The organism is Pseudomonas helleri (assembly GCF_045830615.1).
Lineage (GTDB): Bacteria > Pseudomonadota > Gammaproteobacteria > Pseudomonadales > Pseudomonadaceae > Aquipseudomonas > Aquipseudomonas helleri.
In genome coordinates, this window is record NZ_CP174501.1 from 1543351 (window position 1) to 1567831 (window position 24481).

Consider the following 24481-nt stretch of genomic DNA (forward strand, 5'->3'; position numbering starts at 1 on the left):
TTTAACCCAAACGAATATTCAGGCTTTGCCCGTGGCCGGTACGTGCTGCGCTGACCAGTTGTTGGCGAGCGCCGGCAGTCAGCGGGTTGATCCAGCTGACCACGGTATGGCTACGGCCCAGGCGCAGTGCCTCGCAGGTCAGTTGCAAAGCACTTTTGTTACCGTTGGGTTGCAGGAGCAGAATGCGCTCGCGGTTCAGCCCGGCCTCGCGCAACCAGCTTTGAGTCAGGCTGGCAGGCGGGGCAATCAGGGTCAGCCAACGGTCGTCTTGTTGCTCGCTGAGTTCGCGAAGCATGGGCGCCAGCAGGTTCAGGCAGTTTCCGGCAGCACCGCGCAGCGACAACTCACTGAAAACTTCAGGTTCGGCGCTCCAGGGTGCATCGAGCACTTCTTTGATCGCAGGGGCCATGGGTTGTGCCATGAACACTTCGAACAAGGGGAGTTGTGCTGGCAGCGGTGTGTGTGGGAACTGCATGACGTCTCCTATTAGCGGCGTATGACGCCGACGCTCAGGCCTTCGATAACCAGCTCCTGCTCTTTGAGATTGACCTCAATGGGCTGGAAATCCGGGTTTTCAGCGATTAGCCAGACCTTGTTGCCTTCGCGCTTGAAGCGCTTGACAGTCACTTCGTCGTCGATACGGGCCACCACAATCTGGCCGTTGCGGGCTTCGCGGCAGGTATGCACAGCCAGAAGGTCACCATCAAAGATGCCGACGTCCTTCATGCTCATGCCCTGGACCCGCAGCAGGTAGTCGGCGCGCGGATGGAAGAACGTCGGGTTGATGTTGCAGGACTCTTCGACGTGCTCTTGCGCCAGGATCGGCGCACCGGCAGCGACCCGGCCGATGATGGGCAAGGTGGATTCGTCGGCCTTGGCTTCAAAGCCAGGGATACGAATACCGCGTGAGGCGCCGGGGGTCATTTCGATGGCACCCTTGCGAGCAAGGGCCTTGAGGTGTTCTTCAGCGGCGTTCGGAGACTTGAAGCCCAGTTCCTGTGCGATCTCGGCACGGGTGGGCGGGTATCCGTTGTCATCCAGGCATCGCTTGATGAAGGCCAGGATCTCAGCTTGGCGTGGCGTCAGTTTTAACATGGTGATCGCTCTGTCTTTTTATACAGTGACTGGGATTATATACAGTGAAGGCTTATTGGCAATCCTCCATTTTCTGCCGTCCGCTGGACGGTCATCAATGCTTTGCAGGGTTCACCTAATAGAAGGCAAAGCCTTGCTGGCGGCGGCTGTGGTTAAATGCAAGACCGCCCGGTCGCAAACCGAACACGCCGCCTTGACTTTTTACAGGTCGAAACGTATGTTTCAAACAGATGTTTTAATGTTTTGTCAGGCGGAGTAGCCATGGCCCAGTCGGAAACCGTTGAACGTATCCTTGATGCTGCTGAGCAGCTGTTCGCGGAAAAAGGTTTTGCTGAAACTTCATTGCGGCTGATCACCAGCAAAGCCTCGGTCAACCTGGCGGCGGTCAATTACCATTTTGGTTCCAAGAAAGCCTTGATCCAGGCTGTTTTCTCGCGTTTTCTGGGGCCGTTCTGCGCCAATCTGGACCGCGAGCTGGAGCGTCGTCAGGCCAAGCCCGAGCAGCGCCCCAGCCTTGAAGAACTGCTGGAGATGCTGGTCGAGCAGGCGCTGGTAATCCAGCCGCGCAGTGGTAATGACCTGTCTATATTCATGCGCCTGCTGGGCTTGGCCTTCAGTCAGAGCCAAGGGCACTTACGGCGTTATCTCGAAGACATGTACGGCAAGGTGTTTCGCCGCTATATGTTGCTGGTCAACGAAGCCGCCCCGCAGATCCCGCCAATTGAGCTGTTCTGGCGCGTGCACTTTATGCTCGGTGCGGCGGCGTTCAGCATGTCCGGGATCAAGGCCTTGCGGGCCATCGCCGAAACCGATTTTGGGGTGAACACCTCGATCGAGCAGGTGATGCGCCTGATGGTGCCTTTCCTGGCGGCCGGCATGCGTGCCGACAGCGGTGTCACCGACCCGGCCATGGCCAGCGCGCAGCTTCGCCCCCGGACCAAAACCCCACCGGTCGCCGCCAAGGTTTGACCGCGTGCGGGTGGGCGCGGCAGCTTTGTTCCGCTAAGCTAGCCGCCATGCCCAACCCAGACTTATTCCCGTCTCGCTCTTCGCCGCTGCCGCTCTGGTATGCGGCGCGCCATGCTGTGTCTGGTGCGAAGAGCCGGTTGATAAGCGCTTTCTCTCTTTAAGGATTTCCCATGAGTTCTGCCCTGCAAGGTTCCTTGATGGTGGACGTCGCCGGTACCTGGTTGACGGCTGAAGACCGGCAATTGCTGCGCCAGCCTGAAGTGGGCGGCCTGATCATTTTCGCCCGCAATATTGAGCACCCGCGCCAGGTGCGTGAGTTGAGTGCATCGATTCGCGCCATTCGCCCGGATTTGCTGCTGGCTGTCGACCAGGAGGGCGGCCGCGTACAGCGTCTGCGCCAAGGTTTTGTCCGGCTGCCGGCGATGCGCGCAATCGCCGATACCCCCAACGCCGAGTACCTGGCCGAGCAGTGTGGCTGGATCATGGCCACCGAAGTGCTGGCGGTCGGTCTGGACTTGAGTTTTGCGCCGGTGCTGGACCTCGATTACCAGCGCAGTGCGGTGGTGGGGACTCGCTCGTTTGAAGGTGACCCTGAGCGCGCCGCGCAATTGGCAGGTGCCTATATTCGCGGGATGAGCGCTGCGGGCATGGCCGCGACCGGTAAGCATTTTCCGGGGCATGGGTGGGCAGAGGCTGATTCTCATGTCGCCATCCCGACTGATGAACGCAGCCTGGAACAGATTCGCAGCCATGATCTGGTGCCGTTTGCCCGTCTGAGCAAGCACTTGGCAGGCGTGATGCCTGCGCACGTGATCTACCCGCAAGTCGACAGCCAGCCTGCCGGGTTCTCCCGTCGCTGGTTGCAGGACATTTTGCGGGGCGAGCTGCAATTTGACGGGGTGATTTTCAGTGACGATCTGTCGATGGCTGGTGCCCATGTGGTCGGCGATGCGGCGAGCCGCATTGAGGCCGCCTTGTCTGCCGGGTGTGACATGGGCCTGGTGTGCAACGACCGTGCGGCTGCCGAGTTGGCGCTCAGTGCTGCTCAGCGCCTGAAAGTCACGCCTTCTGCGCGCATTGCGCGGATGCGTGCGCAAGCCTGGGCCAGCACCGACTACCGCCAGGACCCGCGCTGGCTGGTGGCTACGGGTGCCCTTAAAGATGCTCAATTGATTGATTAATGCACGTGCTCAAGAGGCAGATTCAATGACGGTTTACGCAATTATTGGTGGCACGGGGCTGACCCAACTCGACGGCTTGACCATCAGCCGTTCGCTGGCGTTGGACACGCCTTACGGCCCGACTTCAGCCGATATCCAGATCGGTGAGTTTGGCGGCCGTGAAGTGCTGTTTCTGGCACGCCATGGCCATCCGCACCGGGTGCCGCCGCATCAGGTCAACTACCGCGCCAACCTGTGGGCCTTGAAACAGGCAGGTGCCGAGGCGATTTTGGCGGTGAATGCCGTGGGCGGGATTCACATGGCGATGGGTACCGGGCATTTCTGCGTGCCGCATCAGTTGATCGACTACACCAGCGGCCGCGAACACACCTATTTCGCCGGTGATCTGGAGCACGTAACCCACATCGACTTCAGCTTTCCCTACACCGAAGCTCTGCGTGAAAAACTGATCAGCGCACTGGCGGCCGAAGGCTGTTCCTACAGCACCCACGGTGTGTACGCTGCAACCCAAGGCCCGCGTCTGGAAACCGTGGCTGAAATCGCCCGTCTTGAGCGTGATGGCTGCGACATTGTGGGCATGACCGGCATGCCTGAAGCGGCGTTGGCCCGCGAACTGGACCTGGATTACGCGTGTCTGGCGCTGGTGGTAAACCCGGCAGCGGGCAAGACCACAGCGGTGATTACCATGGCTGAAATCGAGCAGGCGCTGCACGACGGCATGGGCAAAGTTAAAGCGACCCTGGCGCGGGTGTTGGCGGGTTAACACACGTCTTGCCTCGCGATCTTTTAAAAGATCGCGAGGCAAGTTCGCTCCTACAGATAGGGTTATTAGCGTTTTTCGTTTTTAGGCGGCAATGGCGCAAACAAGGCGTCGATGTCGTCGTCTTGCAGTTTCCAGTCTCCGGCGATGCGTCCATCGAGTACGCCTGCCGCCAAATCTGATTTTTCCTGCTGCAGGTGCTGGATTTTCTCTTCCACGGTGCCGCGCGCAATCATTTTGTACACAAACACCGGTTTTTCCTGGCCAATGCGATAGGCGCGGTCGGTGGCCTGGTTTTCGGCGGCCGGGTTCCACCACGGGTCGTAGTGGATCACAGTGTCGGCTTCGGTCAGGTTCAACCCCACGCCACCCGCCTTGAGGCTGATCAGGAAGATCTGCAGCTTGCCGCTCTGGAAGTCCTTGACCGGCGCGCGTCGGTCGCGGGTTTGCCCGGTGAGCAGGGCGTAGCGGATGTTGCGTTTCTTCAGTTCGGCTTCGATCAGTTCCAGCATCGAGGTGAACTGCGAAAACAACAGGATGCGCCGCCCCTCGGCAAACAGTTCTTCAAGCATGGTCATCAAGCTGTCCAGCTTGCCCGAGGTGCTGCCTTTTTTCGGTGGTGTGTTGCTGACCAGGCGCAGGTCGCAGCACACCTGGCGCAGTTTGAGCAGCGCTTCAAGGATGATGATCTGGCTACGGCCTACGCCTTTGCGGGTGATTTCGTCGCGGACCTTTTTATCCATCGCCAAGCGCATGGTTTCGTACACGTCGCGCTGGGCCTCGTTGAGGTCGACCCAATGGATGATCTCGGTTTTCGGCGGCAGCTCAGTGGCAACTTGTTCTTTGGTGCGACGCAACAAAAACGGTTTTATCCGGGCATTCAAGTGCTGCAAGCGCTCGTCGTTGCCCTGGCGTTCAATCGGCACCCGGTAGTTGTGGTTGAAGGTTTTCATGTCGCCCAGCCAGCCGGGGAGCAGGAAGTGAAACAGTGACCATAGCTCGCCCAAGTGGTTTTCCAGCGGCGTGCCACTCAGGCACAGGCGCTGGCGGGCCACCAGCTCGCAGGCGGCCAGTGACGCCTTGCTACCGGGGTTCTTGATGTACTGCGCTTCATCGAGGATCAACACGTGCAAGGCCAGTTTGGCCAGTTGCTCACTGTCTTTGGGCAGCAGTGCGTAGGTGGTGAGGATCAGGTCGTAGTCGTTAAGGTGATCGAAGTGTTTTTTGCGCGTTGCGCCCACCAGTGCCAGCACTTTGAGTTGGGGGGTGAAATGCGCAGCTTCGTCCAGCCAGTTGGGGATCAGGCTGGTGGGCATTACGACCATGGCCGGGCGGTCGAGGCGTCCGGCATTTTTCTCGCAGAGAATATGCGCCAGTGTTTGCAGGGTTTTACCCAAGCCCATGTCGTCCGCAAGAATGCCGCCGACTTCAAGCTGGCGCAGTGACTGCATCCAGCTCAACCCTTCCAGTTGATAGGGGCGCAGGTTGGCATTGAGCCCTTCAGGGGCGTCGACGCTGAAGTCTTTGATATCGCGCAGGCGTTGGGCAAAACCGCGGATGTGCTCGCCGCCTTCCCAGCGCAACGGCATGGCGTCCAGCGCATTGAGGCGCGGGGCGTCAGCACTTTTGATGCGCAATGCGGTGGCGCCCGGCTCACCCAGATAGAACTCGTCCAGGGTCGCCAGTACCGGTTTCAGGCGGCTGTAGGGCAGCGCCACTTGCAGCGGGCCGTGGCCGCTGTTAGGCGTGGCCGGGATATTCACCAGAATCAGTTCGTCGTCGCGGCGGCGGGCGAGTTTTTCAGGGCTGAGGATGTCGGTGTGCGAGCGCATCAGGTTCAGCAGAATCGGCAGCAAGCTCAGGCGCTGGCCGTTGACGATGATCCCCAGCTCCAGGTCGAACCAGTCGTGCTCGGGGGCTTCGTCGACGTTGGCGTACCAGTCTTCGATCGGCGACAGGTCAAAGCCGAAATCTTCGTCAATCTGTAGCTCCCAGCCTTGCTCGCGCAGGCCGGGCATCTGGTTCAGAGTGAAGTTGAGCCAGGCGCTGTCATTGACCATTTCAAACAGCTCGCCGGCGCTCTCCGGCAGGGCTTTGCTCTGGCGGGTAGCGATTTTGAAGCCCAGCTCGCGCAACTGCTCGCGAAAGGCATTTTCGGCCTCGGGCTGACGTTTGATGCGCAGGGTTTGGTGTTCTTGGCGTATCAGGATGTCAGCAGCTTTGTGCCCGCTGGCGTAGTGATCCAGGTAATTGAATGACAGCGCGGCGCGGTGCTGGGTGTAGCGCTGCATTTTCCCGTTGCGCGGTTCGAAGGCGCTGAATTCGGCGCTGGCCAGCCACAGGCGTGGCGTGGGCTGCACGTCTTCACTCAGCACTTCTGGGAGGTTATTGGGGCGGCGCGAGTCGAGTACGGCCTGGAGTTTTTCCAGAAGCTCGGCGTCCTGGGCAGCAGCGGGGTAGTTCAAGGTGTCTTCAATCTTCAGTAAAACGGCAGCGGTGTGCTTGCAGTTAGTGCGTACAGGGCACGTACAGTTCGCGCTCACCAACAGCAGGGTGCCTTTGGCGGATTCGCGTAACTGAATGGTCTGGCGATAGGTGTTGTCCCCGGAACCCTGGCAACTGGCCGTGATCAGGCTGTCGCCGATCTGCGCGATTCTGACACGGTTTTCCCGGGCGTAGCGGCGGCCACGCTCCAGGCTTTGTTCTTTGAAGCGACTGACCCAGGTCGGTGCGAGCGGCTTGGTCAGTCGCGGGTTCATGGTCAGGGGCATGGGCGTTTCATTGCGCAGGTCCCATTACGACGACTTCGGCGTGAGGCGCTCCAGGAGGGCCTCGATGACATTGAAGCGTTCGTCCGGGCGTTCCATCGGCACCATAAATTTAAACAGCGTGGCGCCTTCGAATTTATAGCGGTTGGGCTGGCTTTGGATCAGTTTGATCAAGGTCAGCGGATCAACCGGTGTGTCGGAGGCAAATTCGACACGCCCGCCTTGCGGCCCGGCGTCGATCTTCTTGATGCCCAGTTGTTCGGCCTGCAATTTGAGCAGGGTAATGCGCACCAGGTTCTTCGTCGGCTCCGGGAGCAGGCCAAAGCGGTCGATCATCTCGACCTGCAAGTCCTTGAGGCCGTCTTCGTCGGTGGCCGAGGCAATGCGTTTGTAGAGGATCAGGCGCGCATGCACATCTGGCAAGTACGACTCCGGGATCAGTGCGGGCACGCGCAGGTTGATTTCAGGCCCGCCGCCCAGCGGCTGCTCAAGGTTAGGCTGCTCGCCCTTGCGAATCGACTTGACCGCGCGCTCGAGCATTTCCATGTACAGGGTAAAACCGACCGCCTGGATCTGGCCGCTTTGGCCGTCGCCGAGCAGCTCGCCCGCACCACGGATTTCCAGGTCGTTGGTGGCCAGCACAAAACCGGCGCCCAGGTCCTGGGTGTTGGCGATGGCTTCGAGGCGCTTTTGCGCATCGCCGGTGATTTGCTGGCGCGGCGGCGTCAACAGGTAGGCGTAGGCCTGGTGGTGACTGCGTCCGACGCGGCCGCGCAATTGGTGCAACTGCGCCAGGCCGAATTTGTCTGCACGCTCGATGATGATGGTGTTGGCGCTCGGCACGTCGATACCGGTTTCGATAATGGTCGACGCGATCAGCACGTTAAAGCGCTTGTGGTAGAAGTCGCTCATCACCTGTTCGAGCTCGCTTTCGCGCATCTGTCCGTGGCCGATGCCGATCCGCGCCTCGGGCACCAGAGCTGCCAGTTCGGCGGCACATTTTTCGATGCTCTTAACGTCGTTGTGCAGGTAGTACACCTGGCCACCACGGAGCAATTCACGCAGCAGGGCCTCTTTGACCGTGCTGTTGTTTTGCTCCATGACGAAGGTGCGCACCGACAGCCGGCGCGCCGGTGGCGTGGCGATGATCGACAGGTCGCGCATGCCCGACACCGCCATGTTCAGCGTGCGCGGGATCGGCGTGGCAGTGAGGGTCAGAATGTCGACTTCGCTGCGCAGGGCCTTGAGCTGTTCTTTTTGACGTACACCGAAGCGGTGTTCTTCGTCGATGATCACCAGCCCCAGGTTTTTGATTTTGACGTCGTCCTGCAGCAGCTTGTGCGTGCCGATCACGATGTCGATCTTGCCTTCGGCCAGATCGGCCACGGCCTGATTGATCTCTTTGGCGGACTTGAAGCGGCTCATCACTTCAACGCGCACCGGCCAGTCGGCAAAGCGGTCGCGGAAGCTGTTGTAGTGCTGTTGGGCGAGCAGGGTGGTTGGCACCAGAATCGCTACCTGACGGCCGCCGTGCACGGCAATAAAGGCCGCGCGCATGGCCACTTCAGTTTTACCGAAGCCCACGTCGCCACACACCAGGCGGTCCATCGGCTTGGGCGACAACATGTCGGCGCGCACGGCTTCGATGGTGGTTTGCTGGTCCGGGGTTTCTTCAAACGGGAAGCCGGCACTGAAGGTGGCGTAATCGGCCTTCGGGTCGGCAAACGCATGGCCTTCACGGGCGGCGCGGCGGGCGTAGATATCGAGCAGCTCGGCGGCCACGTCACGCACTTGTTCGGCGGCTTTGCGTTTGGCTTTTTGCCAGGTCTCGGAGCCCAGGCGGTGCAACGGCGCCAGTTCGTCATCGCTGCCGGTGTAGCGGGCAATCAGGTGCAGGTTGGCTACGGGCACGTACAGCTTGGCGCCCTCGGCGTATTCCAGAGTAAGGAATTCGGCGACCTGATTGTCGACTTCCAGCGTCGCCAGCCCCTGATAACGCCCCACGCCGTGGTCAATGTGCACCACCGGCGCGCCTTCGCGCAGTTCGGTGAGGTTTTTGATCACTGCGTCGTTGTTGGCGTCGGCGCGTTTTTCACGGCGTCGACGTTGCATGACGCGTTGCCCGAACAGCGGGCTTTCGGCAATCAGCGCCAGTGCCGGGTCATCCAGCAGCAAGCCTTCATCCAGCGGGGCGATGGTGATCGCCAGACGATGTTTGCTGGCGACAAAGTCCGGCCAGTTGTCGACGTTTTTCGGCCGTAGCTTCAGGCGTTCGAGCAGTTCGAGCAGCACTTCGCGGCGCCCCGCCGATTCGGCGGTGAACAGCACGCGGCCATCAAATTGCTCCAGGAACCCGGACAACGCTGCCAACGGCTGGTTGGCCTTGGCTTCAATGGCGAGGTTCGGCAGCGGTTGCGCCGGGAAGCGTTCGCGACCGCTGCCTGCGTCGATGTCGTCCTGGCTGGCAACCACGCGTGGCCAGCTTTTAAGCCGGGCAAAGCAGTCTTCAACTGGCAGGAACAATTCGGCCGGGGGCAACAACGGTCGCGACGGATCGATGCGGCGTTCTTCGTAGCGGTTGCGCACATCCGACCAGAAGTTCTCTGCCGCCTGCTCGATACCTGGCAGCGAGAACACTTGCGTGTCCCCCGGCAGGTAGTCGAACAGCGTCGAGGTTTCGTCGAAAAACAGCGGCAGGTAATACTCGATCCCCGCCGGGGTGATCCCGCTGGTCAGGTCCTGAAAGATCGGGCAGCGACGGAAGTCGACATCGAAGCGCTCGCGAAAGCGCGCCTTGAAACGGGTCACTGCGTCTTTTTGCAGCGGGAACTCGCGGGCCGGCAGCAAGCGCACCGACTCCACTTTATCGATGGAGCGCTGGGTCTCCGGATCGAAGGTGCGCAGGGTCTCGATTTCATCGTCGAACAGGTCGATCCGGTACGGCAGTTTGCTGCCCATCGGGAACAGGTCGATCAACGCACCGCGCACGGCGAACTCGCCATGCTCATACACTGTATCAACACAGCGATAACCGCTGGCCTCAAGGCGCGTGCGCATTTGCTCGACATCAAGCTTTTGCCCCACGTCCAGCACCAGGCTGCTGCCCAGCAGGAACTTGGTCGGCGCCAGACGATGTAGGGCGGTAGTGATCGGCACTACCAAAACACCGTGGTCCAGCTCTGGCAGCCTGTAGAGGCTGGCAATGCGCTGGGAAATGATGTCCTGATGCGGCGAGAACAAGTCGTAGGGCAGGGTTTCCCAGTCGGGGAAATGCAACACCGGCAGTTCGGGGGCGAAAAAGCGTAATTCCTGCTCAAGGCGTTCAGCACTTTGGCTGTCGGCAGTCAGGAGCAGGGTGAAGCGCTTGGCGGCGCTGGCGGCCTCGGCAATGGCGAGGCTCAGGGCAGCACCGGGCAGATTGCTCCAGTGCTGTTTACCTGCCGTAGCAGGGAGTTTGGGTAGACGCAGGACGGGCACGGAAGGTTGAGCTCCAAGCGTTGCGGCAAAGAGGCTAAGTGTAACGGCCAAGGGGATGGCTGTCAGTTGCCGTCTTTAATGGAGTCTTGAATTCACCGCTTCAAGGCGTAAAACACTGGGCCAGAGGGCGTTGCAGGGCGGCTTAAAGCCGTAAAAAAGCCCATTGTTAGAAAATTATTTACCTTTATTTGTTGGTGCTTAAACGTTTCAGTTGAGGTGTGTGACAGGCGTGCATTGCCCATGTATGGACACAACTGCATAATGTAGCCCCTTTTTTCAGCCCCTACATGTGGAAGGTTCCCGTGACTCAGAAGCCCGACCAGTGTCTTGGTGAATGGATCGACCGTGAAGCACTCGCAGAAGCGATGATTCCGCTCATCGGTCAGCTTTACCGCAATAACAATGTGGTGAGTTCGATCTATGGCCGCAGCCTGATCAACCGTTCAGTCATTGCGATTCTCAAAGCGCACCGCTTTGCCCGTCATCGCCAGTCCGATGACAGCGAATTGTCCGTGCACGAAACTTTCCCGCTGCTCAAAGCGATGAGCGAGCTCAAGCTCGGCGCCGCGTCGGTAGACCTGGGCAAGCTGGCAGTCAAGTTCAAGGCTGAAGGCAATGGCCGTACGGCCGAGCAATTCGTTCGCGAAGAACTGGCCGATGTGGTTGGTCAGCAAAACGCTTCTGCACGTAAAGGCACTGACGTTGTGCTGTACGGCTTCGGTCGTATCGGCCGTCTGCTGGCCCGTATCCTGATCGAAAAAACCGGTGGCGGCGACGGCCTGCGTCTGCGTGCCATCGTTGTGCGCAAAGGCGCCGAAAACGATCTGGTCAAGCGCGCCAGCCTGCTGCGTCGTGACTCGGTACATGGTCCGTTCGACGGCACCATCGTGGTCGATGAAGAAAACAACACTATCACCGCCAACGGTAACCTGATCCAGGTGATCTACGCGAAGAACCCGACTGAGGTGGACTACACCCAGTACGGCATTCAGAACGCCCTGCTGGTGGACAACACTGGTGTATGGCGTGACGCCGACGGCCTGGGTCAGCACTTGCAGTGCCCGGGTATCGATCGCGTTGTTCTGACTGCGCCGGGTAAAGGCAAGCTGAAGAACATCGTTCACGGCATCAACCACGGCGAAATCACCGCAGACGACAAGATCGTTTCGGCGGCATCCTGCACCACCAACGCCATCGTGCCGGTGCTCAAGGCTGTCAACGACAAGTTCGGTATCGTCAACGGTCACGTTGAGACTGTTCACTCGTACACCAACGACCAGAACCTGATCGACAACTTCCACAAAGGCGATCGCCGTGGCCGTAGCGCCGCGCTGAACATGGTGATCACCGAGACCGGTGCTGCGACAGCTGCTGCCAAGGCATTGCCTGAGCTGGCTGGCAAGCTGACCGGTAACGCGATCCGCGTTCCGACGCCAAACGTGTCGATGGCCATTCTCAACCTGAACCTTGAGAAGCCGGCTACCCGCGAAGAAATGAACGACTACCTGCGTCACATGGCGCTGCACTCCGATCTGCACAAGCAAATCGACTTCGTGAGCTCCCAGGAAGTGGTATCGACTGACTTCGTGGGTTCGCGTCACGCCGGTGTGGTGGATGCTGAAGCGACTATCTGCAATGACAACCGCGTTGTGCTGTACGTGTGGTACGACAACGAATTCGGTTACAGCTGCCAGGTAGTGCGTGTGATGGAAGACATGGCCGGGGTTAACCCGCCAGCGTTCCCGCGCTAAGCACTCGCTGCAACTAAAAACGCCCCGACTGGTTCGGGGCGTTTTTGTGTGCGTTGAACATGTTATCTGTAGTCGCTGCCGAAGAATGAGGCTGCGATTGGTTGCGAAGCGACCCCAAGACCCCAAGCGGCGGTCCTGAGGCCCGCTTCGCAGCCTCGTGCCTCGTCAGCGACTACAGGATCCGGGTTCAGCCGTTGCTGGCAACCGGTATTTGCGCTACGCGCAACTGGTGCTTGTTACCGCGAAACAGCGCCACGGTGGCAATCAGGCCCAACACGGCGGCACCGGTGAGCCACAGGCCGGGGGCTGCTTTGTTGTCCAGTGCGTGGATCAGGTAGGTGCACGCGGCCGGGGTAAAGCCGCCGAAGGTCGCAGTGGCCAGGCTGTAAGCCAGTGAGAAGCCTGTGGTGCGCACTTCTGCGGGCATGATTTCGGTCAGGGCAACCACCATCGCACCGTTGTACGAGCCGTACAGGAACGACAACCACAACTCCACGATCAGCAAGTGGCTGAAGCTAGGGTTGGCCACCAGCCAGGACAAGGCCGGGTAGGCGGTGAGGATGGCGAGAATGGTTGCGCCTAGCAGCAGCGGTCGGCGACCGATTTTGTCTGACAGTGCGCCCATGATCGGCAGCCAGATAAAGTTCGACAGGCCAATACAGACGGTCACCAGCAACGCTTCAAGGTCCGACAGGTGCAGCTCGGTCTTGCCGAAGGTCGGGGTGTAGGCGGTGATCAGGTAGAAAGACACAGTGGTCATGACCACCAGCGCCATACCGCCCAGTACCAGGCCAAAGTTCTGGCCGATGGAGGTGATGATTTCCCGCAGGGTAGGGCGATGTTTGCGGGCTTCGAACTCCGGTGTTTCTTCCATGGACTTACGGATGACAAAGATCACCGGCACGATCATGCAGCCGATCAAAAACGGAATCCGCCAGCCCCAGTCACCCATGTCTTCCGGGCTCAACCAGTGGTTCAAACCAACGCCCATCAAGCCTGCGAAAACCACCGCAGCCTGTTGGCTCGCGGACTGCCAGCTGACGAAGAAGCCTTTGCGGCCCGGTGTGGCGATTTCCGCCAGGTACACCGATACGCCGCCCAACTCCACGCCCGCCGAGAAACCTTGCAACAGACGGCCAAGCAGCACCAGCAGCGGTGCCGCGACGCCCAGGGTGGCATAACCCGGTACGCAGGCAATCAGTACGGTGCCCATGGCCATCAGGGCCAGGGTAATGATCAAACCTTTACGACGGCCGTGGCGGTCGATGTAGGCACCCAGAAAAATAGCGCCCAATGGACGCATCAGGAAACCGGCGCCAAAGGTCGCCAGGGCAAGCATTAAGGATGCGAAAGCGCTGTCGCTGGGGAAGAAGGTTTTGGCAATGGCCGTGGCGTAAAAGCCAAAGACCATGAAGTCGAACATTTCGAGAAAGTTGCCGCTGACAACGCGAAAAATCGCTTTGCCTTTGCCTGTACTGGAGGCCATCAGAAATCACCCGCTGTTATCTGTTTTATGCGTAATCCATGTTTGTTGCTTGTCCACACTGCAAGATCAAGGCGCACGCCGTTGTACAAAACAGTTTTGTAACGATATGTGTATCAAGTCGTCCAGGCAACTTTTGTTGCTGTTGCGCGTCGGATTCAAGGGCTTTGGGCCAGCAAAGGCTGGCAATTTTTTTTGATTAATCCTGGCGGGGTGAGCGAGATGCTCCGGCGGTTTTTGGGCTTTTGATGATTTTTTGCGCACAAGATGAACGCAACATTACGTGCATCACAGCTCTCGCGTTTTACAGCGAGGGCTGCTTTTGGCGAGGCTGACATGAGGGTGAAATGCAAACGGTGATGTAGTGCAGACAAAATTAGCCTACGACAAGACCAAGGGTTAATGTTCGCCGCGGTCAGGCTTCTATAGACTGTGCCCCACGTTTTGACCCTTCATGTCGCTGGCCGCGACATGATTTAGCCGTAGGTGCCCAAAGCGGTGCCACGGCCTGTTCTGAGGAGTACGCATGGCTGTCTACAACTACGATGTAGTGGTACTGGGCTCTGGCCCTGCAGGAGAAGGCGCGGCAATGAACGCCGCTAAAGCAGGGCGCAAGGTAGCAATGGTCGACAGCCGGCGTCAGGTCGGCGGCAACTGCACGCACTTGGGCACTATCCCGTCCAAAGCCTTGCGTCACTCGGTTCGCCAGATCATGCAGTTCAACACCAACCCGATGTTCCGGGCCATTGGTGAGCCGCGTTGGTTCTCGTTCCCGGACGTGCTTAAAAGCGCTGAAAAAGTCATTTCCAAGCAAGTGGCCTCTCGCACCGGTTACTACGCGCGCAACCGCGTTGACCTGTTCTTCGGTATCGGCAGCTTCAACGACGAACAGTCCATTCAGGTGGTATGCCCTAACGGCGTGGTTGAAACCCTGATCGCCAAGCAAATCATTATCGCCACCGGCTCGCGTCCTTATCGCCCGGCTGATATCGATTTCACCCACTCGCGTATCTACGATAGCGACACCATCCTCAGCCTGGGCCACACCCCGCGCAAGTTGATCATTTACGGCGCTGGCGTGATCGGTTGCGAATACGCTTCGATTTTCAGTGGCTTGGGTGTGCTGGTTGAGCTGGTCGACAACCGCGGGCAATTGCTCAGCTTCCTCGACGCCGAAATCTCCCAGGCCTTGAGCTACCACTTCAGCAACAACAACGTGACTGTTCGCCACAATGAAGAGTACGAGCGGGTTGAAGGTGTTGAAAACGGTGTGATCCTGCACCTCAAATCCGGCAAAAAGATCAAGGCAGACGCCTTGCTCTGGTGCAACGGCCGTACCGGCAACACCGATCAACTGGGCCTGGAAAACGTCGGCCTCAAGGCCAATGGCCGCGGCCAGGTGCATGTGGACGAAAACTACCGCACCGACGTGCCGAACATCTACGCCGCAGGCGATGTGATCGGCTGGCCAAGCCTGGCCAGTGCGGCTCACGACCAGGGCCGTTCAGCTGCCGGCAGCATTGTCGACAATGGCAGCTGGCGCTTCGTCAATGACGTGCCGACCGGTATTTACACCATTCCGGAGATCAGCTCGATCGGCAAGAACGAGCAGGAGCTGACCCAGGCCAAAGTACCGTACGAAGTGGGCAAGGCGTTCTTCAAGAGCATGGCGCGTGCACAGATTGCCGGCGAGCCTCAGGGCATGCTGAAAATCCTGTTCCATCGCGAAACCCTTGAAGTGCTGGGCGTTCACTGTTTCGGTTATCAGGCTTCAGAGATCGTGCACATCGGTCAGGCGATCATGAACCAGCCGGGCGAACTGAACACCCTGAAGTACTTCGTGAACACCACGTTCAACTACCCGACCATGGCCGAAGCCTATCGGGTAGCCGCTTACGATGGCCTCAACCGGCTTTTTTAAGCGGCTCCGGCCGGTGGCCTGAGCCGGTCGGGGAGACCGATTTCAGCCATTCCCAAGGGTGGCAGTGGCCAAACCGGGAAAGTCTGTAATCAGGCTGTCGACGCCAAAATCAGCGAGTCTGCGCATCAGTGCAGGCTCGTTGACTGTCCACACCGACACATGCAACCCCTGGCGCTGAGCCTTGGCCAGACGTTCAGGCGTGCAGAGTGTCCAGTTCAACGCCAACATCTCGCAACCGTAATTCTGGGCGACCTTCAGCGGGTCGAGCCAGGCGTACTCGGCTACCAGGCCGCGTGACAGGTCCGGGGTCAGCTCCAACGCGGCCTTGAGCACTTCCCGCGAGCTGGAGGTGACGGTGACTTTGTCCATCAGGCCATGGCGTTCAGCCATTTCGCGGATCGCCAGCACGGTGGTGGCAGCGCGGGTGCGTGAGGCGCTTTTGACTTCCAGTTGCCAGTGCTCAAAGTTGCACTTTTCAAACAACTCTTCGAGGCGCGGGATCGGGCACGGATGTACCCAGCCCGGGCCACCTTTGCGCGCGTCATAGGTCACCAGGTCAGCAGCACTCTGTTCAATTACCTTGCCGCGTCGGTCGGTGGTGCGTTTGAGGGTCGGGTCGTGGATCACCATCAACTCGCCATCTTTGGACAAGTGCAAATCCAGTTCGCAACGACGGACGCCGTGCTTGAGGCATTGCTCAAAGCTGGCAAGGGTGTTTTCCGGTGCTTCGCCTTTGGCGCCGCGATGGCCATAAATCAGGGTCACAATTGCTCCTTTATGCAGCATTCACTGCGTCTACAGAGAGCCCGTTGAGGGCTTACTCGGTCGTTGGATCGTCTAAGTCGCGCGCCAGTCGCCGCGCCTGAGCCTGTTTTTGCAAAATATGGCGTGCCAGCAATTGGCGCTGGGTTTCGCTCAGTGCTTCAAATTCTGTCGCTATCCAATAACGCCCGGCGTCGGCCCGGCATTCAACGATCCGGGCGCGCAGCAACAACCCCAAGGCTTGCGGCATCAACACCAGCTTGACCGATACATGGCTATTAACCGGGTACGCCTGCGGGTGGTGAAAGTCGATACCGCCTTCGGACAGGGTGACCGGTTGCAGTTCGCCGACTTTACCCAGCACCGTTTGCGCGACGATCTGGCTGAGCAGATCGACGCGTTTGTTCAGGGTTTTAAGGTAACTGGACAGCGTGCGGTCGCGCTCGCTGATCTGGCGCAACAGGTGTTGGGACTCGAATTCGCTGAGGTGCAATTCACTGAGCAAATTGAAGAGCGGGGATGCATCCTGCAACACTTTACCGCTGTCGACCTCGGCGGCCGACAGTGGGGTGATTTCCAGTGCGATCACATCCTCGATACGGTAGTATTCGCGGCGATTTGCTTCATCTAATGTCGACATGGCGAACCCATGATGGCGGCTGTGGTCAGAGTGTAAAGCTGCTTATCAGGCCCCGCCACAAGGACGCCTTCTTTTCCCCAGAACAAGCCCCGACATGTTCAGACCTCTCTTCGTATTTATTGGCACGCGTTATACCCGTGCAAAGCGTCGCAATCATTTTGTGTCGTTCATTTCCCTGACTTCAATGATCGGGCTCGCCCTTGGCGTGGTCGTGATGATTGTCGTGCTCTCGGTGATGAACGGCTTCGATCATGAGATGCGCACCCGCGTGCTGGGCATGGTGCCCCACGCGACCATTGTCGGCGATCAACCGATCACAGACTGGCAAAGCCTGGCCGCCAAGGTTCAGCAAAACCCGAAAGTGGAGGCGGTTGCGCCGTTCACCCAGATGCAGGGGTTGCTGACCCACGATGGCAATGTGCAGAAAGTGCTGCTTAATGCCATCGATCCGGTGCAGGAGCGCAAGGTCTCGATCATCGATCACTTCATGCAGGAGGGGCAACTCGACTCCCTGACCCCCGGCAGCTTCGGCATCATTATTGGTGACAAGGCCGCCAAAGCGCTGGGCGTGGGTGTGGGCGACAAGCTGACCTTCGTGGCCCCGGAAGTGTCCGTGACCCCGGCCGGCATGTTCCCGCGCATGAAGCGCTTCACCGTGCAGGGCATTTTCCATGTTGGTGCGGGCGAGATCGACGGCTACCTCGGTCTGACCAATTTGCAGGACCTGGCGCGCATGCAGCGCTGGAAGCCTGATCAGGTGCAGGGCTTGCGCCTCAAGTTCGGTGATTTGTTCGAGGCCCCGCGTGGCGCGTGGGAAATCGCCCAGCATTTGGGTGACAGTTATTACGCCCGTGACTGGACCCGTACCCACGGCAACCTGTATCAAGCCATCCGCATGGAAAAAGCCATGATCGGCCTGCTGCTGTTACTGATCGTGGCCGTGGCGGCGTTCAACATCATTTCCACGCTGGTGATGGTGGTCAATGACAAGAAAGGCGACATCGCCATTCTGCGTACCTTGGGCGCGACACCGGGCACCATCATGGCCATCTTTATGGTGCAGGGCACGGTGATTGGCGTGGTCGGCACGGCCATCGGCGCGGTGGTCGGCATCCTTTCCGCGCTGAATGTAAGCGCTGCGATCTCGGCCCTCGAAGGCCTGATCGGTCACAAGTTTCTCAATGCTGACGTGTACTTCATCGACTACCTGCCGTCGCAATTGCAGGCGCAGGATGTGTTGATGGTGTGCGGTGCAGCGTTGGTTCTGAGTTTCCTCGCGACCTTGTACCCGGCCTGGCGTGCTGCGCGCACCCAGCCTGCGCAGGCGCTTCGTTATGAGTGAGTTGGGCATGAAAGAACAAGCAGTGTTGAGTTGCCGCGACCTGGGCAAGGCCTACGAGGAAGGCCCGGAGTCGGTGGTGGTGTTGTCGGGCTTGCAGCTGGAGCTGCACCCGGGTGAGCGCGTGGCGATTGTCGGTACCTCGGGTTCGGGTAAAAGTACCTTGCTGAACCTGCTCGGCGGCCTTGATACCCCAACCACCGGCAGCGTGTGGCTGGCGGGCGAGGAGTTGTCGGCTTTGGGCGAAAAGGCCCGTGGCCTGCTGCGTAACCGCTCGCTGGGCTTTGTGTACCAGTTCCACCACTTGCTGCCGGAGTTCACCGCACTTGAGAACGTGTGCATGCCGCTGTTGATCGGCAAAACCCCGATCCCGGAGGCGCGCGAGCGTGCCACAGCGTTGCTGACCCGTGTCGGCCTGGGCCATCGGCTGGAGCACAAACCCGCCGAACTGTCCGGTGGCGAGCGCCAGCGTGTAGCAATTGCCCGTGCACTGGTGAACAAGCCGGGGCTGGTGATGCTCGACGAGCCCACCGGTAACCTCGACTCGCACACCGCCCAAGGCATCCAGGATTTGATGCTGGAACTCAGCACCTCGATGCGCACCGCGTTCCTGGTGGTGACCCACGACATGAACCTGGCCCGGCAGATGGATCGCGTGTTGCACCTTCAAGAAGGTCGCTTGACCGCGATTTGATCGGCCAAGCCCGACGCTGAATCACGGCGTCGGGCCTTTTATTTTTATACGGTGCCCGCGAATGTTCAGACCGTTATCGATTTTTATCGGCACGCGCTATACCCGCGCCAAGCGCCGCAATCGTTTTGTTTCGTTTATCTCCATGACCTCGATGATCGGCCTCGCCCTGGGCGTGCTGGCGATGATCGTGGTGTTGTCGGTGATGAACGGTTTTCAGCGTGAAATGAGTAACCGCATCCTCGGCATGGTGCCGCACGCAACCATCGTTGGCGTCAAGCCGATTGATGACTGGCGCCCGGTGGCCGAAGCGGCGATGAAAAACCCGGAAGTGACGGCGGCTGTGCCGTTTACCGAGATGGACGGCATGTTGTCGTACAAAGGCTCGATGCAACCGATCCAGATTAGCGGTGTGGATCCGGCATTGGAAGGGCAGGTATCCATCGTCGCCAAGCACATCGTGCAGGGCAAACTTGAAGACCTTAAGCCTGGCGAGTTCGGCGTTGTGCTGGGTGATATCACGGCGCGGCGTTTTCGTTTGAGCGTGGGTGACAAGATCACCTTGATCGTGCCCGAAGCCAGTACCGCGCCCGGCGGGATTACTCCACGCTTGCAGCGTCTGAACGTGGTCGGCATCTTCAAGGTCGGCGCTGAGCTGGATGGTTCGATGGGCCTGGTGAACATGGCAGATGCTGCGACCATTCAGCATTGGCAGCCAAACCAGGTGCAGAGCGTACGCCTCGCGGTCAAAGACTTGTACGCAGCGCCAAAAGTGTCGCAGCAAATTGCTGCCGGGCTGGGCGCGGACTACAAGGCCGATGACTGGACCCACACCCAGGGCAGTCTGTTTAGCGCCATGAAAATGGAAAAAACCATGATTGGCCTGTTGCTGCTGATGATTGTCGCCGTGGCAGCGTTCAACATCATCGCCACCTTGATCATGGTGGTGAACGACAAGGGCGCGGACATCGCGATCTTGCGCACCATCGGCGCGACACCGCGTCAGATCATGGCGATTTTCATGGTGCAGGGCACTGTAATCGGCATCGTCGGCACCTTGATTGGCGGCGTACTGGGTGTGATTGCTGCCTTGAACGTCAGCGAACTGGTGGGCTGGATCGAGCGGATTTCCGGGCAACATATTTTCAGCTCGGACGTGTACTTCGTCAGCAACCTGCCGTCGGAGCTGCAAGGTGGTGACGTCGCGTTGATCTGCGGCGCGGGCTTTCTGTTGAGCTTTCTGGCGACGTTGTACCCGGCCTACCGCGCGGCCAAGATCGAGCCTGCACACGCGTTGCGGTATTCCTGACAGCTAATTACACCCTCACCCCAGCCCTCTCCCGAAGGGAGAGGGGGCTAATTGGGGGATGCTGTGTATGTTTGGCGGTCTGAAGCTATAGCGCTGAACCTGAAAACAACTTGCTCAGCTCCCTCTCCCTCCGGGAGTGGGTTGGGGTGAGGGCGATTTTTCCGGCAACTCAATCACAAACTGTGTCCAGCCTTCCTGCGACTCACACCTGATCTGCCCGCCATGGGCGCGAATGATCGATTGGGTGATGGCCAGCCCCAACCCTGCATGTTCGCTACTGCCTTCGCTGCGCGCCGGGTCGGCCCGGTAAAAACGATCAAACAAGCGCGGCAATAATTCGGCACTGATCCCGGGGCCGGTGTTGGACAGGCAGATGCGCACAGCAGTCGCCGCTTCGCTGATCACCACCTTGATCGCCCCACCAGTCGGTGTGTAACGCAAGGCGTTATCCAGCAGGTTAGAAAGGGCGCGCCGCAACATGCTGCGGTCTCCGGCGATCTGGGCATGGCCTTCGCGGGTCAGTTCGATCTGTGAGTCTTCGGCCAGCAGCGCATAAAACTCCAGCAGCGAATCCACTTCATTGGCCAGCTCCAGGGGCTCGCGGCGCGGGGTCAGCAAGCCGTGGTCGGCTTTGGCCAGGTACAGCATGTCGTTGACCAGTTGGGCCATCCATTGCAGCTCTTCAAGGTTGCTGTGCAGCGCTTCTTTGTAAGCTTCAATGTCTCGCGGCCGGGTCAGGGTGACTTGGGTGTGCGTCAGCACGTTGGACAGCGGCGTGCGCAGTTCATGGGCAATATCGGCGGAGAATGCCGACAATCGCTGAAAGGAGTCATCTAGCCGTTCCAGCATGGCGTTAAACGCGATGGCCAGTTCCGCCAGTTCGGGTGGCATGTGTGCGTGGGGCAAGCGCGCGTTGAGCGAATCTGCCGAAACACTCGCTGCAATCGCGCTCATGCGGCGCAGCGGGCGCAAGCCGCTACGGGCCGCCCAGGCGCCGAGCAGGGCGGTGGCCAGCGCCGAAAGCCCGACCGTCATCCAGATCAAGTGCTGCATGCGTTGCAGAAAGTGCTGGTGATGGGTGATATCGAGCAATAACGTCAGTTGCGGCGCATCAGGGTTGTCAGTGCGAGGGTTGAGGACGCGGTAATCGGTGCCATTGATCTGCAGGCTGTCCAGCCCCGGCTGTGTAGGCAGTTCTAGCGGCAAGCGCGTCGAGCTATCAAACCATGTGCGCCCGTCCGGGCCGCGCACTCTCACCGCCAGGTCGGGCTGATGGCTGAGGTCTTGCAGCAGTACCGGCAAGCGTTGCTTGAACGTGTCGAGGGAGTCCACGTCATGCAGCGTGCTGCGCAAGACCGCGAGACGGCTTTCCATCAGTTGTTGATCAAGCTCGACGAAGTGCATCTCGCTGGCGCGGCCAAATAGCACCCCGGCAAACAACGAGACAACCGCCGTGCAGCCGGCAAACAGCAGGGCCAGGCGAGTGCTCAGTGACAGACGCCGCATCAGTGGGCGCGCTCTTCAAGCACGTAACCCATGCCGCGCACAGTGTGGATTAACTTGTGTTCATGGTTGTCGTCGATTTTCAGGCGCAGGCGGCGGATCGCCACTTCGATCACGTTGGTGTCGCTGTCGAAGTTCATGTCCCACACTTGCGAGGCGATCAACGATTTGGGCAGCACTTCGCCCTGACGGCGCAACAGTAATTCCAGCAATGAAAACTCTTTGGCGGTGAGGTCGATGCGCTGACCGGCGCGCTCGACGCGGCGGCGGATCAGGTCCAGGCGCAAGTCGGCCAATTGCAGGCTGGTTTCTTGAGTGGTGCTGCTGCCGCGCCGTAACAGGCTGCGCACCCGGGCCAGCAGCTCGGAAAAGGCGAACGGTTTGACCAGATAATCATCGGCCCCCAGCTCCAGGCCATGCACGCGGTCTTCTACGGCATCGCGGGCGGTCAAGAACAGCACGGGAATATCCAGCCCGGCGCTGCGCACCGCTTGCAAGATCTGCCAGCCGTCGCGACCGGGCAGCATTACATCGAGAATCAACAGCGAGTAATCGCCCGTCAGGGCCAAATGCTGGCCGGTGATGCCGTCAGTGGCCAGTTCGGTGGTAAAGCCTGCTTCGCTCAAGCCTTGGCGCAGGTATTGGCCGGTTTTGGCCTGGTCTTCGACAATCAGCAGTTTCATGGGCAGCTCATCACAAAATTCACCTCAGCCTTATACAGGGCGGATTTGTTCGTAGGGTCAAGCTTACAAAGTTGTAATCTGGCGGTCAGTTGAATGCCAGTCGCGCCGCTTTAAGGTGGTGCAAAGACTGACTGCACGTTTCTGGAGGTAAGTATGACGGTACACAAGCGTTTGTCTCTCGCGGGTTGTTTGCTGGCGCTGAGCTTGCCGGTCATGGCCTCGCCGGGGGAACACTTTGATTTTGGTCATCCGGCGCCTGCCGCCAGTGCCACGCGTACGGTGGAAGTCGACATGACCGACATTGCCTTCAACCCCAAGACGCTGGATGTAAAAGCCGGCGAGACCGTGCGATTTGTGCTGGTCAACAAAGGCCAATTGCTGCACGAATTCAACCTGGGGCACGCGGCCATGCACTCGGCGCATCAAAAAGAGATGCTCGACATGCAGCAGAGCGGCATGTTGACGCCCACCGGCATTAATCACGCAGGTATGGACCACTCGGCGATGGGGCATGGCGGGATGAACATGCCGGGCATGAAGCATGATGACCCTAACAGCGTGCTGGTGGAGCCGGGTAAAACGGCCGAACTGACCTGGACCTTTAGCAACACCGACAACCTGGAATTTGCCTGCAATGTGCCCGGGCATTATCAGGCGGGCATGGTGGGGCAGCTGAAAGTTGCACCTTAAATCGGTCTGATCGTCTGCGGGGGCTGAAAGCCTGTAGAATTATCGGGTTTTTCTAGCCAGGTTTTTGTCATGCATCCCGCAGCCGAACATTCGCCGCTGGGCAAGTCCAGTGAATACATCAGTACCTACACCCCGTCCTTGCTGTTCCCGATCCCGCGTGCGACGAAATGGGCGGAGCTTGGGCTGAGCGCCGACACGCTGCCTTATGTGGGAGTGGACTTCTGGAACTGCTTCGAACTGTCGTGGCTGTTGCCTTCGGGCAAGCCCGTGGTGGCCATTGGCGAATTCGCCTTTGCTGCCGATTCGCCGAACATCGTCGAGTCCAAGTCTTTCAAGCTGTACCTGAACTCGCTGAACCAGACCGTGTTTGCCGATACGCAAACCCTGGAAGCCACCTTGCAGGCTGATTTGTCAGCCGCTTCTGGTAAGTCTGTGAGCGTGCGCGTGCGCAGCTTGAATGACGTTCAAGCAGATGGCGTCGGCGTTTTGCCGGGTGTGTGCATTGATGATCTGGACATTACGGTCAGCGATTACGCGCACCCGCGTCCTGAGTTGCTCAAGTGCGACCCGTCGCAGGTTGTGGAGGAGAGCGTGTACAGCCACTTGCTCAAGTCCAACTGCCCGGTCACCAGCCAGCCAGACTGGGGCACCGTGGTGGTGGAGTACCGTGGTGCAGCGCTGGATCACGCCAGTTTGTTGGCGTATCTGGTGAGCTTTCGCCAGCACTCAGACTTCCATGAGCAGTGTGTCGAGCGAATTTTTCTCGATTTGCAGCGTTTGCTCAAACCCGAGAAATTGACCGTATATGCGCGCTACGTGCGCCGTGGCGGGCTGGACATCAACCCGTACCGCAGTACCGAAAAGGTTGAATTCACCAACCTGCGGTTGGTTCGTCAGTAAGACGATTTGATCGTGTAGGAGCGAGCTTGTCTCGCGATCTTTTAAAAGATCAAAGATCGCGAGGCAAGCTCGCTCCTACAAGGTCAGGCCTGGTTCAGTTGCTTGGCCTGTTCCAGCACCGCTTCAACATGCCCTGGCACCTTAACGCCGCGCCATTCGTGACGCAGAACGCCGTCCTTGTCGATCAGGAAGGTGCTGCGGTCCACGCCCAGGTATTCCTTGCCGTAGAGCTTTTTCAGCTTGATCACGTCAAATAGCTGGCACAGGGCTTCGTCCTTGTCGCTCAGCAGCTCAAACGGAAACGCCTGCTTGGCCTTGAAGTTCTCGTGAGACTTGAGGCTGTCCCGTGATACGCCAAACACTTCGGTGTTGGCTGCCTGGAACTCTGCGTAGTGGTCACGAAAGCCCTGGCCTTCAGTGGTGCAGCCCGGCGTGCTGTCTTTGGGGTAGAAGTAAATCACCACCTGTTTGCCTTTGAGGGCCGACAGGCTAACGGTTTTCTCGCCGGTCGCCGGGATCTGGAAGTCGCTTACGGGTTGGTCAAGTGCAACGGCCATGA

General features: G+C 59.2%; 20 protein-coding genes. 10 read left to right on the top strand and 10 right to left on the bottom strand.

Annotation, left to right across the window (positions count from 1 at the left end; translation table 11 throughout):
* Position 1 precedes the first annotated feature (1 nt).
* Positions 2–475: an SOS-induced cell division inhibitor SulA gene (gene sulA / locus ACJJU9_RS07160; RefSeq protein ID WP_048389319.1), complete on the bottom strand. Its 474-nt coding sequence runs from the start codon at positions 473–475 to the stop codon at positions 2–4.
* An 11-nt stretch (positions 476–486) separates the two neighbouring features.
* Positions 487–1095, bottom strand: a complete 609-nt coding sequence (gene lexA / locus ACJJU9_RS07165) for a transcriptional repressor LexA (protein ID WP_048368709.1) — start codon at positions 1093–1095, stop codon at positions 487–489.
* A gap of 261 nt (positions 1096–1356) precedes the next feature.
* On the opposite strand from lexA, the gene ACJJU9_RS07170 reads away from it, so the two are divergent.
* The 3 genes from ACJJU9_RS07170 to ACJJU9_RS07180 all read left to right on the top strand — a co-directional run bounded on the left by ACJJU9_RS07170 (position 1357) and on the right by ACJJU9_RS07180 (position 4008).
* Entirely contained in the window at positions 1357–2064 is a 708-nt protein-coding gene (locus ACJJU9_RS07170; protein ID WP_048368707.1) for a TetR/AcrR family transcriptional regulator, read from the top strand.
* A gap of 182 nt (positions 2065–2246) precedes the next feature.
* Entirely contained in the window at positions 2247–3245 is a 999-nt protein-coding gene (gene nagZ / locus ACJJU9_RS07175; RefSeq protein ID WP_407730965.1) for a beta-N-acetylhexosaminidase, read from the top strand.
* Positions 3246–3270: 25 nt separating this feature from the next.
* Positions 3271–4008 carry an S-methyl-5'-thioinosine phosphorylase gene (locus ACJJU9_RS07180; protein WP_048389316.1) on the top strand — a complete coding sequence of 246 codons (738 nt, stop codon included), beginning with the start codon at positions 3271–3273 and terminating at the stop codon, positions 4006–4008.
* A gap of 65 nt (positions 4009–4073) precedes the next feature.
* On the opposite strand, the gene ACJJU9_RS07185 is transcribed toward ACJJU9_RS07180, so the two are convergent.
* Positions 4074–6776, bottom strand: a complete 2703-nt coding sequence (locus ACJJU9_RS07185) for an SNF2-related protein (protein WP_407730331.1) — start codon at positions 6774–6776, stop codon at positions 4074–4076.
* A 24-nt stretch (positions 6777–6800) separates the two neighbouring features.
* Complete coding sequence (mfd, locus tag ACJJU9_RS07190) at positions 6801–10250, bottom strand: transcription-repair coupling factor (RefSeq protein WP_048389314.1); 3450 nt, start codon at positions 10248–10250, stop codon at positions 6801–6803.
* A gap of 287 nt (positions 10251–10537) precedes the next feature.
* On the opposite strand from mfd, the gene ACJJU9_RS07195 reads away from it, so the two are divergent.
* Positions 10538–12001, top strand: coding sequence for a glyceraldehyde-3-phosphate dehydrogenase (locus ACJJU9_RS07195; RefSeq protein ID WP_153334247.1), 1464 nt, complete (start codon positions 10538–10540; stop codon positions 11999–12001).
* 187 nt (positions 12002–12188) lie between these two features.
* Here the strand turns inward: ACJJU9_RS07195 and ACJJU9_RS07200 are convergent, their stop codons facing one another.
* Positions 12189–13487, bottom strand: coding sequence for an MFS transporter (locus tag ACJJU9_RS07200; RefSeq protein ID WP_407730332.1), 1299 nt, complete (start codon positions 13485–13487; stop codon positions 12189–12191).
* A 523-nt stretch (positions 13488–14010) separates the two neighbouring features.
* On the opposite strand from ACJJU9_RS07200, the gene sthA reads away from it, so the two are divergent.
* Positions 14011–15405, top strand: coding sequence for a Si-specific NAD(P)(+) transhydrogenase (sthA, locus tag ACJJU9_RS07205; RefSeq protein WP_048389312.1), 1395 nt, complete (start codon positions 14011–14013; stop codon positions 15403–15405).
* A gap of 42 nt (positions 15406–15447) precedes the next feature.
* On the opposite strand, the gene ACJJU9_RS07210 is transcribed toward sthA, so the two are convergent.
* Together ACJJU9_RS07210 and ACJJU9_RS07215 are read right to left on the bottom strand one after the other, a co-directional pair.
* Positions 15448–16170, bottom strand: a complete 723-nt coding sequence (locus ACJJU9_RS07210) for a glycerophosphodiester phosphodiesterase (RefSeq protein WP_407730333.1) — start codon at positions 16168–16170, stop codon at positions 15448–15450.
* Positions 16171–16222: 52 nt separating this feature from the next.
* Entirely contained in the window at positions 16223–16807 is a 585-nt protein-coding gene (locus ACJJU9_RS07215; RefSeq protein WP_407730334.1) for a PilZ domain-containing protein, read from the bottom strand.
* A 94-nt stretch (positions 16808–16901) separates the two neighbouring features.
* Here ACJJU9_RS07215 and ACJJU9_RS07220 point away from each other — a divergent pair, with 94 nt between their 5' ends.
* From ACJJU9_RS07220 to ACJJU9_RS07230, 3 genes are all read left to right on the top strand, one after another.
* Positions 16902–18149 carry a lipoprotein-releasing ABC transporter permease subunit gene (locus ACJJU9_RS07220; protein WP_407730335.1) on the top strand — a complete coding sequence of 416 codons (1248 nt, stop codon included), beginning with the start codon at positions 16902–16904 and terminating at the stop codon, positions 18147–18149.
* Positions 18150–18156: 7 nt separating this feature from the next.
* Positions 18157–18840, top strand: a complete 684-nt coding sequence (lolD, locus tag ACJJU9_RS07225; RefSeq protein ID WP_173430604.1) for a lipoprotein-releasing ABC transporter ATP-binding protein LolD — start codon at positions 18157–18159, stop codon at positions 18838–18840.
* A 61-nt stretch (positions 18841–18901) separates the two neighbouring features.
* Positions 18902–20146, top strand: coding sequence for a lipoprotein-releasing ABC transporter permease subunit (locus ACJJU9_RS07230; protein WP_048389308.1), 1245 nt, complete (start codon positions 18902–18904; stop codon positions 20144–20146).
* A 114-nt stretch (positions 20147–20260) separates the two neighbouring features.
* On the opposite strand, the gene ACJJU9_RS07235 is transcribed toward ACJJU9_RS07230, so the two are convergent.
* Positions 20261–21652: a heavy metal sensor histidine kinase gene (locus ACJJU9_RS07235; RefSeq protein ID WP_407730336.1), complete on the bottom strand. Its 1392-nt coding sequence runs from the start codon at positions 21650–21652 to the stop codon at positions 20261–20263.
* Positions 21652–22332 carry a heavy metal response regulator transcription factor gene (locus tag ACJJU9_RS07240; protein WP_048368693.1) on the bottom strand — a complete coding sequence of 227 codons (681 nt, stop codon included), beginning with the start codon at positions 22330–22332 and terminating at the stop codon, positions 21652–21654. Before ACJJU9_RS07240 ends, ACJJU9_RS07235 begins: the two co-directional genes overlap by 1 nt.
* Positions 22333–22485: 153 nt before the next feature.
* Between ACJJU9_RS07240 and ACJJU9_RS07245 the strand changes: the two genes are divergently transcribed.
* On the top strand, positions 22486–23022 hold the full coding sequence (locus ACJJU9_RS07245) for a plastocyanin/azurin family copper-binding protein (RefSeq protein WP_048389305.1): 537 nt from the start codon (positions 22486–22488) through the stop codon (positions 23020–23022).
* Positions 23023–23091: 69 nt separating this feature from the next.
* A complete protein-coding gene (queF, locus tag ACJJU9_RS07250; RefSeq protein WP_407730337.1) occupies positions 23092–23922 on the top strand; it encodes an NADPH-dependent 7-cyano-7-deazaguanine reductase QueF in 831 nt (276 codons plus the stop codon).
* An 83-nt stretch (positions 23923–24005) separates the two neighbouring features.
* Here queF and ACJJU9_RS07255 read toward each other — a convergent pair whose 3' ends face one another.
* On the bottom strand, positions 24006–24479 hold the full coding sequence (locus ACJJU9_RS07255) for a peroxiredoxin (RefSeq protein WP_123750256.1): 474 nt from the start codon (positions 24477–24479) through the stop codon (positions 24006–24008).
* Between the last annotated feature and the right edge of the window lie 2 nt (positions 24480–24481).

Excerpts from the sequence above, each read along its gene's own strand:
- ACJJU9_RS07170 (WP_048368707.1), top strand. The coding sequence starts at position 1,357 with ATGGCCCAGTCGGAAACCGTTGAACGTATCCTTGATGCTGCTGAGCAG.
- ACJJU9_RS07245 (WP_048389305.1), top strand. The coding sequence starts at position 22,486 with ATGACGGTACACAAGCGTTTGTCTCTCGCGGGTTGTTTGCTGGCGCTG.
- lolD (WP_173430604.1), top strand. The coding sequence starts at position 18,157 with ATGAAAGAACAAGCAGTGTTGAGTTGCCGCGACCTGGGCAAGGCCTAC.
- ACJJU9_RS07255 (WP_123750256.1), bottom strand. The coding sequence starts at position 24,479 with ATGGCCGTTGCACTTGACCAACCCGTAAGCGACTTCCAGATCCCGGCG.
- sulA (WP_048389319.1), bottom strand. The coding sequence starts at position 475 with ATGCAGTTCCCACACACACCGCTGCCAGCACAACTCCCCTTGTTCGAA.
- ACJJU9_RS07235 (WP_407730336.1), bottom strand. The coding sequence starts at position 21,652 with ATGCGGCGTCTGTCACTGAGCACTCGCCTGGCCCTGCTGTTTGCCGGC.
- ACJJU9_RS07195 (WP_153334247.1), top strand. The coding sequence starts at position 10,538 with ATGTGGAAGGTTCCCGTGACTCAGAAGCCCGACCAGTGTCTTGGTGAA.
- ACJJU9_RS07220 (WP_407730335.1), top strand. The coding sequence starts at position 16,902 with ATGTTCAGACCTCTCTTCGTATTTATTGGCACGCGTTATACCCGTGCA.
- queF (WP_407730337.1), top strand. The coding sequence starts at position 23,092 with ATGCATCCCGCAGCCGAACATTCGCCGCTGGGCAAGTCCAGTGAATAC.
- ACJJU9_RS07215 (WP_407730334.1), bottom strand. The coding sequence starts at position 16,807 with ATGTCGACATTAGATGAAGCAAATCGCCGCGAATACTACCGTATCGAG.
- ACJJU9_RS07240 (WP_048368693.1), bottom strand. The coding sequence starts at position 22,332 with ATGAAACTGCTGATTGTCGAAGACCAGGCCAAAACCGGCCAATACCTG.
- ACJJU9_RS07200 (WP_407730332.1), bottom strand. The coding sequence starts at position 13,487 with ATGGCCTCCAGTACAGGCAAAGGCAAAGCGATTTTTCGCGTTGTCAGC.
- ACJJU9_RS07185 (WP_407730331.1), bottom strand. The coding sequence starts at position 6,776 with ATGCCCCTGACCATGAACCCGCGACTGACCAAGCCGCTCGCACCGACC.
- lexA (WP_048368709.1), bottom strand. The coding sequence starts at position 1,095 with ATGTTAAAACTGACGCCACGCCAAGCTGAGATCCTGGCCTTCATCAAG.
- ACJJU9_RS07180 (WP_048389316.1), top strand. The coding sequence starts at position 3,271 with ATGACGGTTTACGCAATTATTGGTGGCACGGGGCTGACCCAACTCGAC.
- sthA (WP_048389312.1), top strand. The coding sequence starts at position 14,011 with ATGGCTGTCTACAACTACGATGTAGTGGTACTGGGCTCTGGCCCTGCA.
- ACJJU9_RS07230 (WP_048389308.1), top strand. The coding sequence starts at position 18,902 with ATGTTCAGACCGTTATCGATTTTTATCGGCACGCGCTATACCCGCGCC.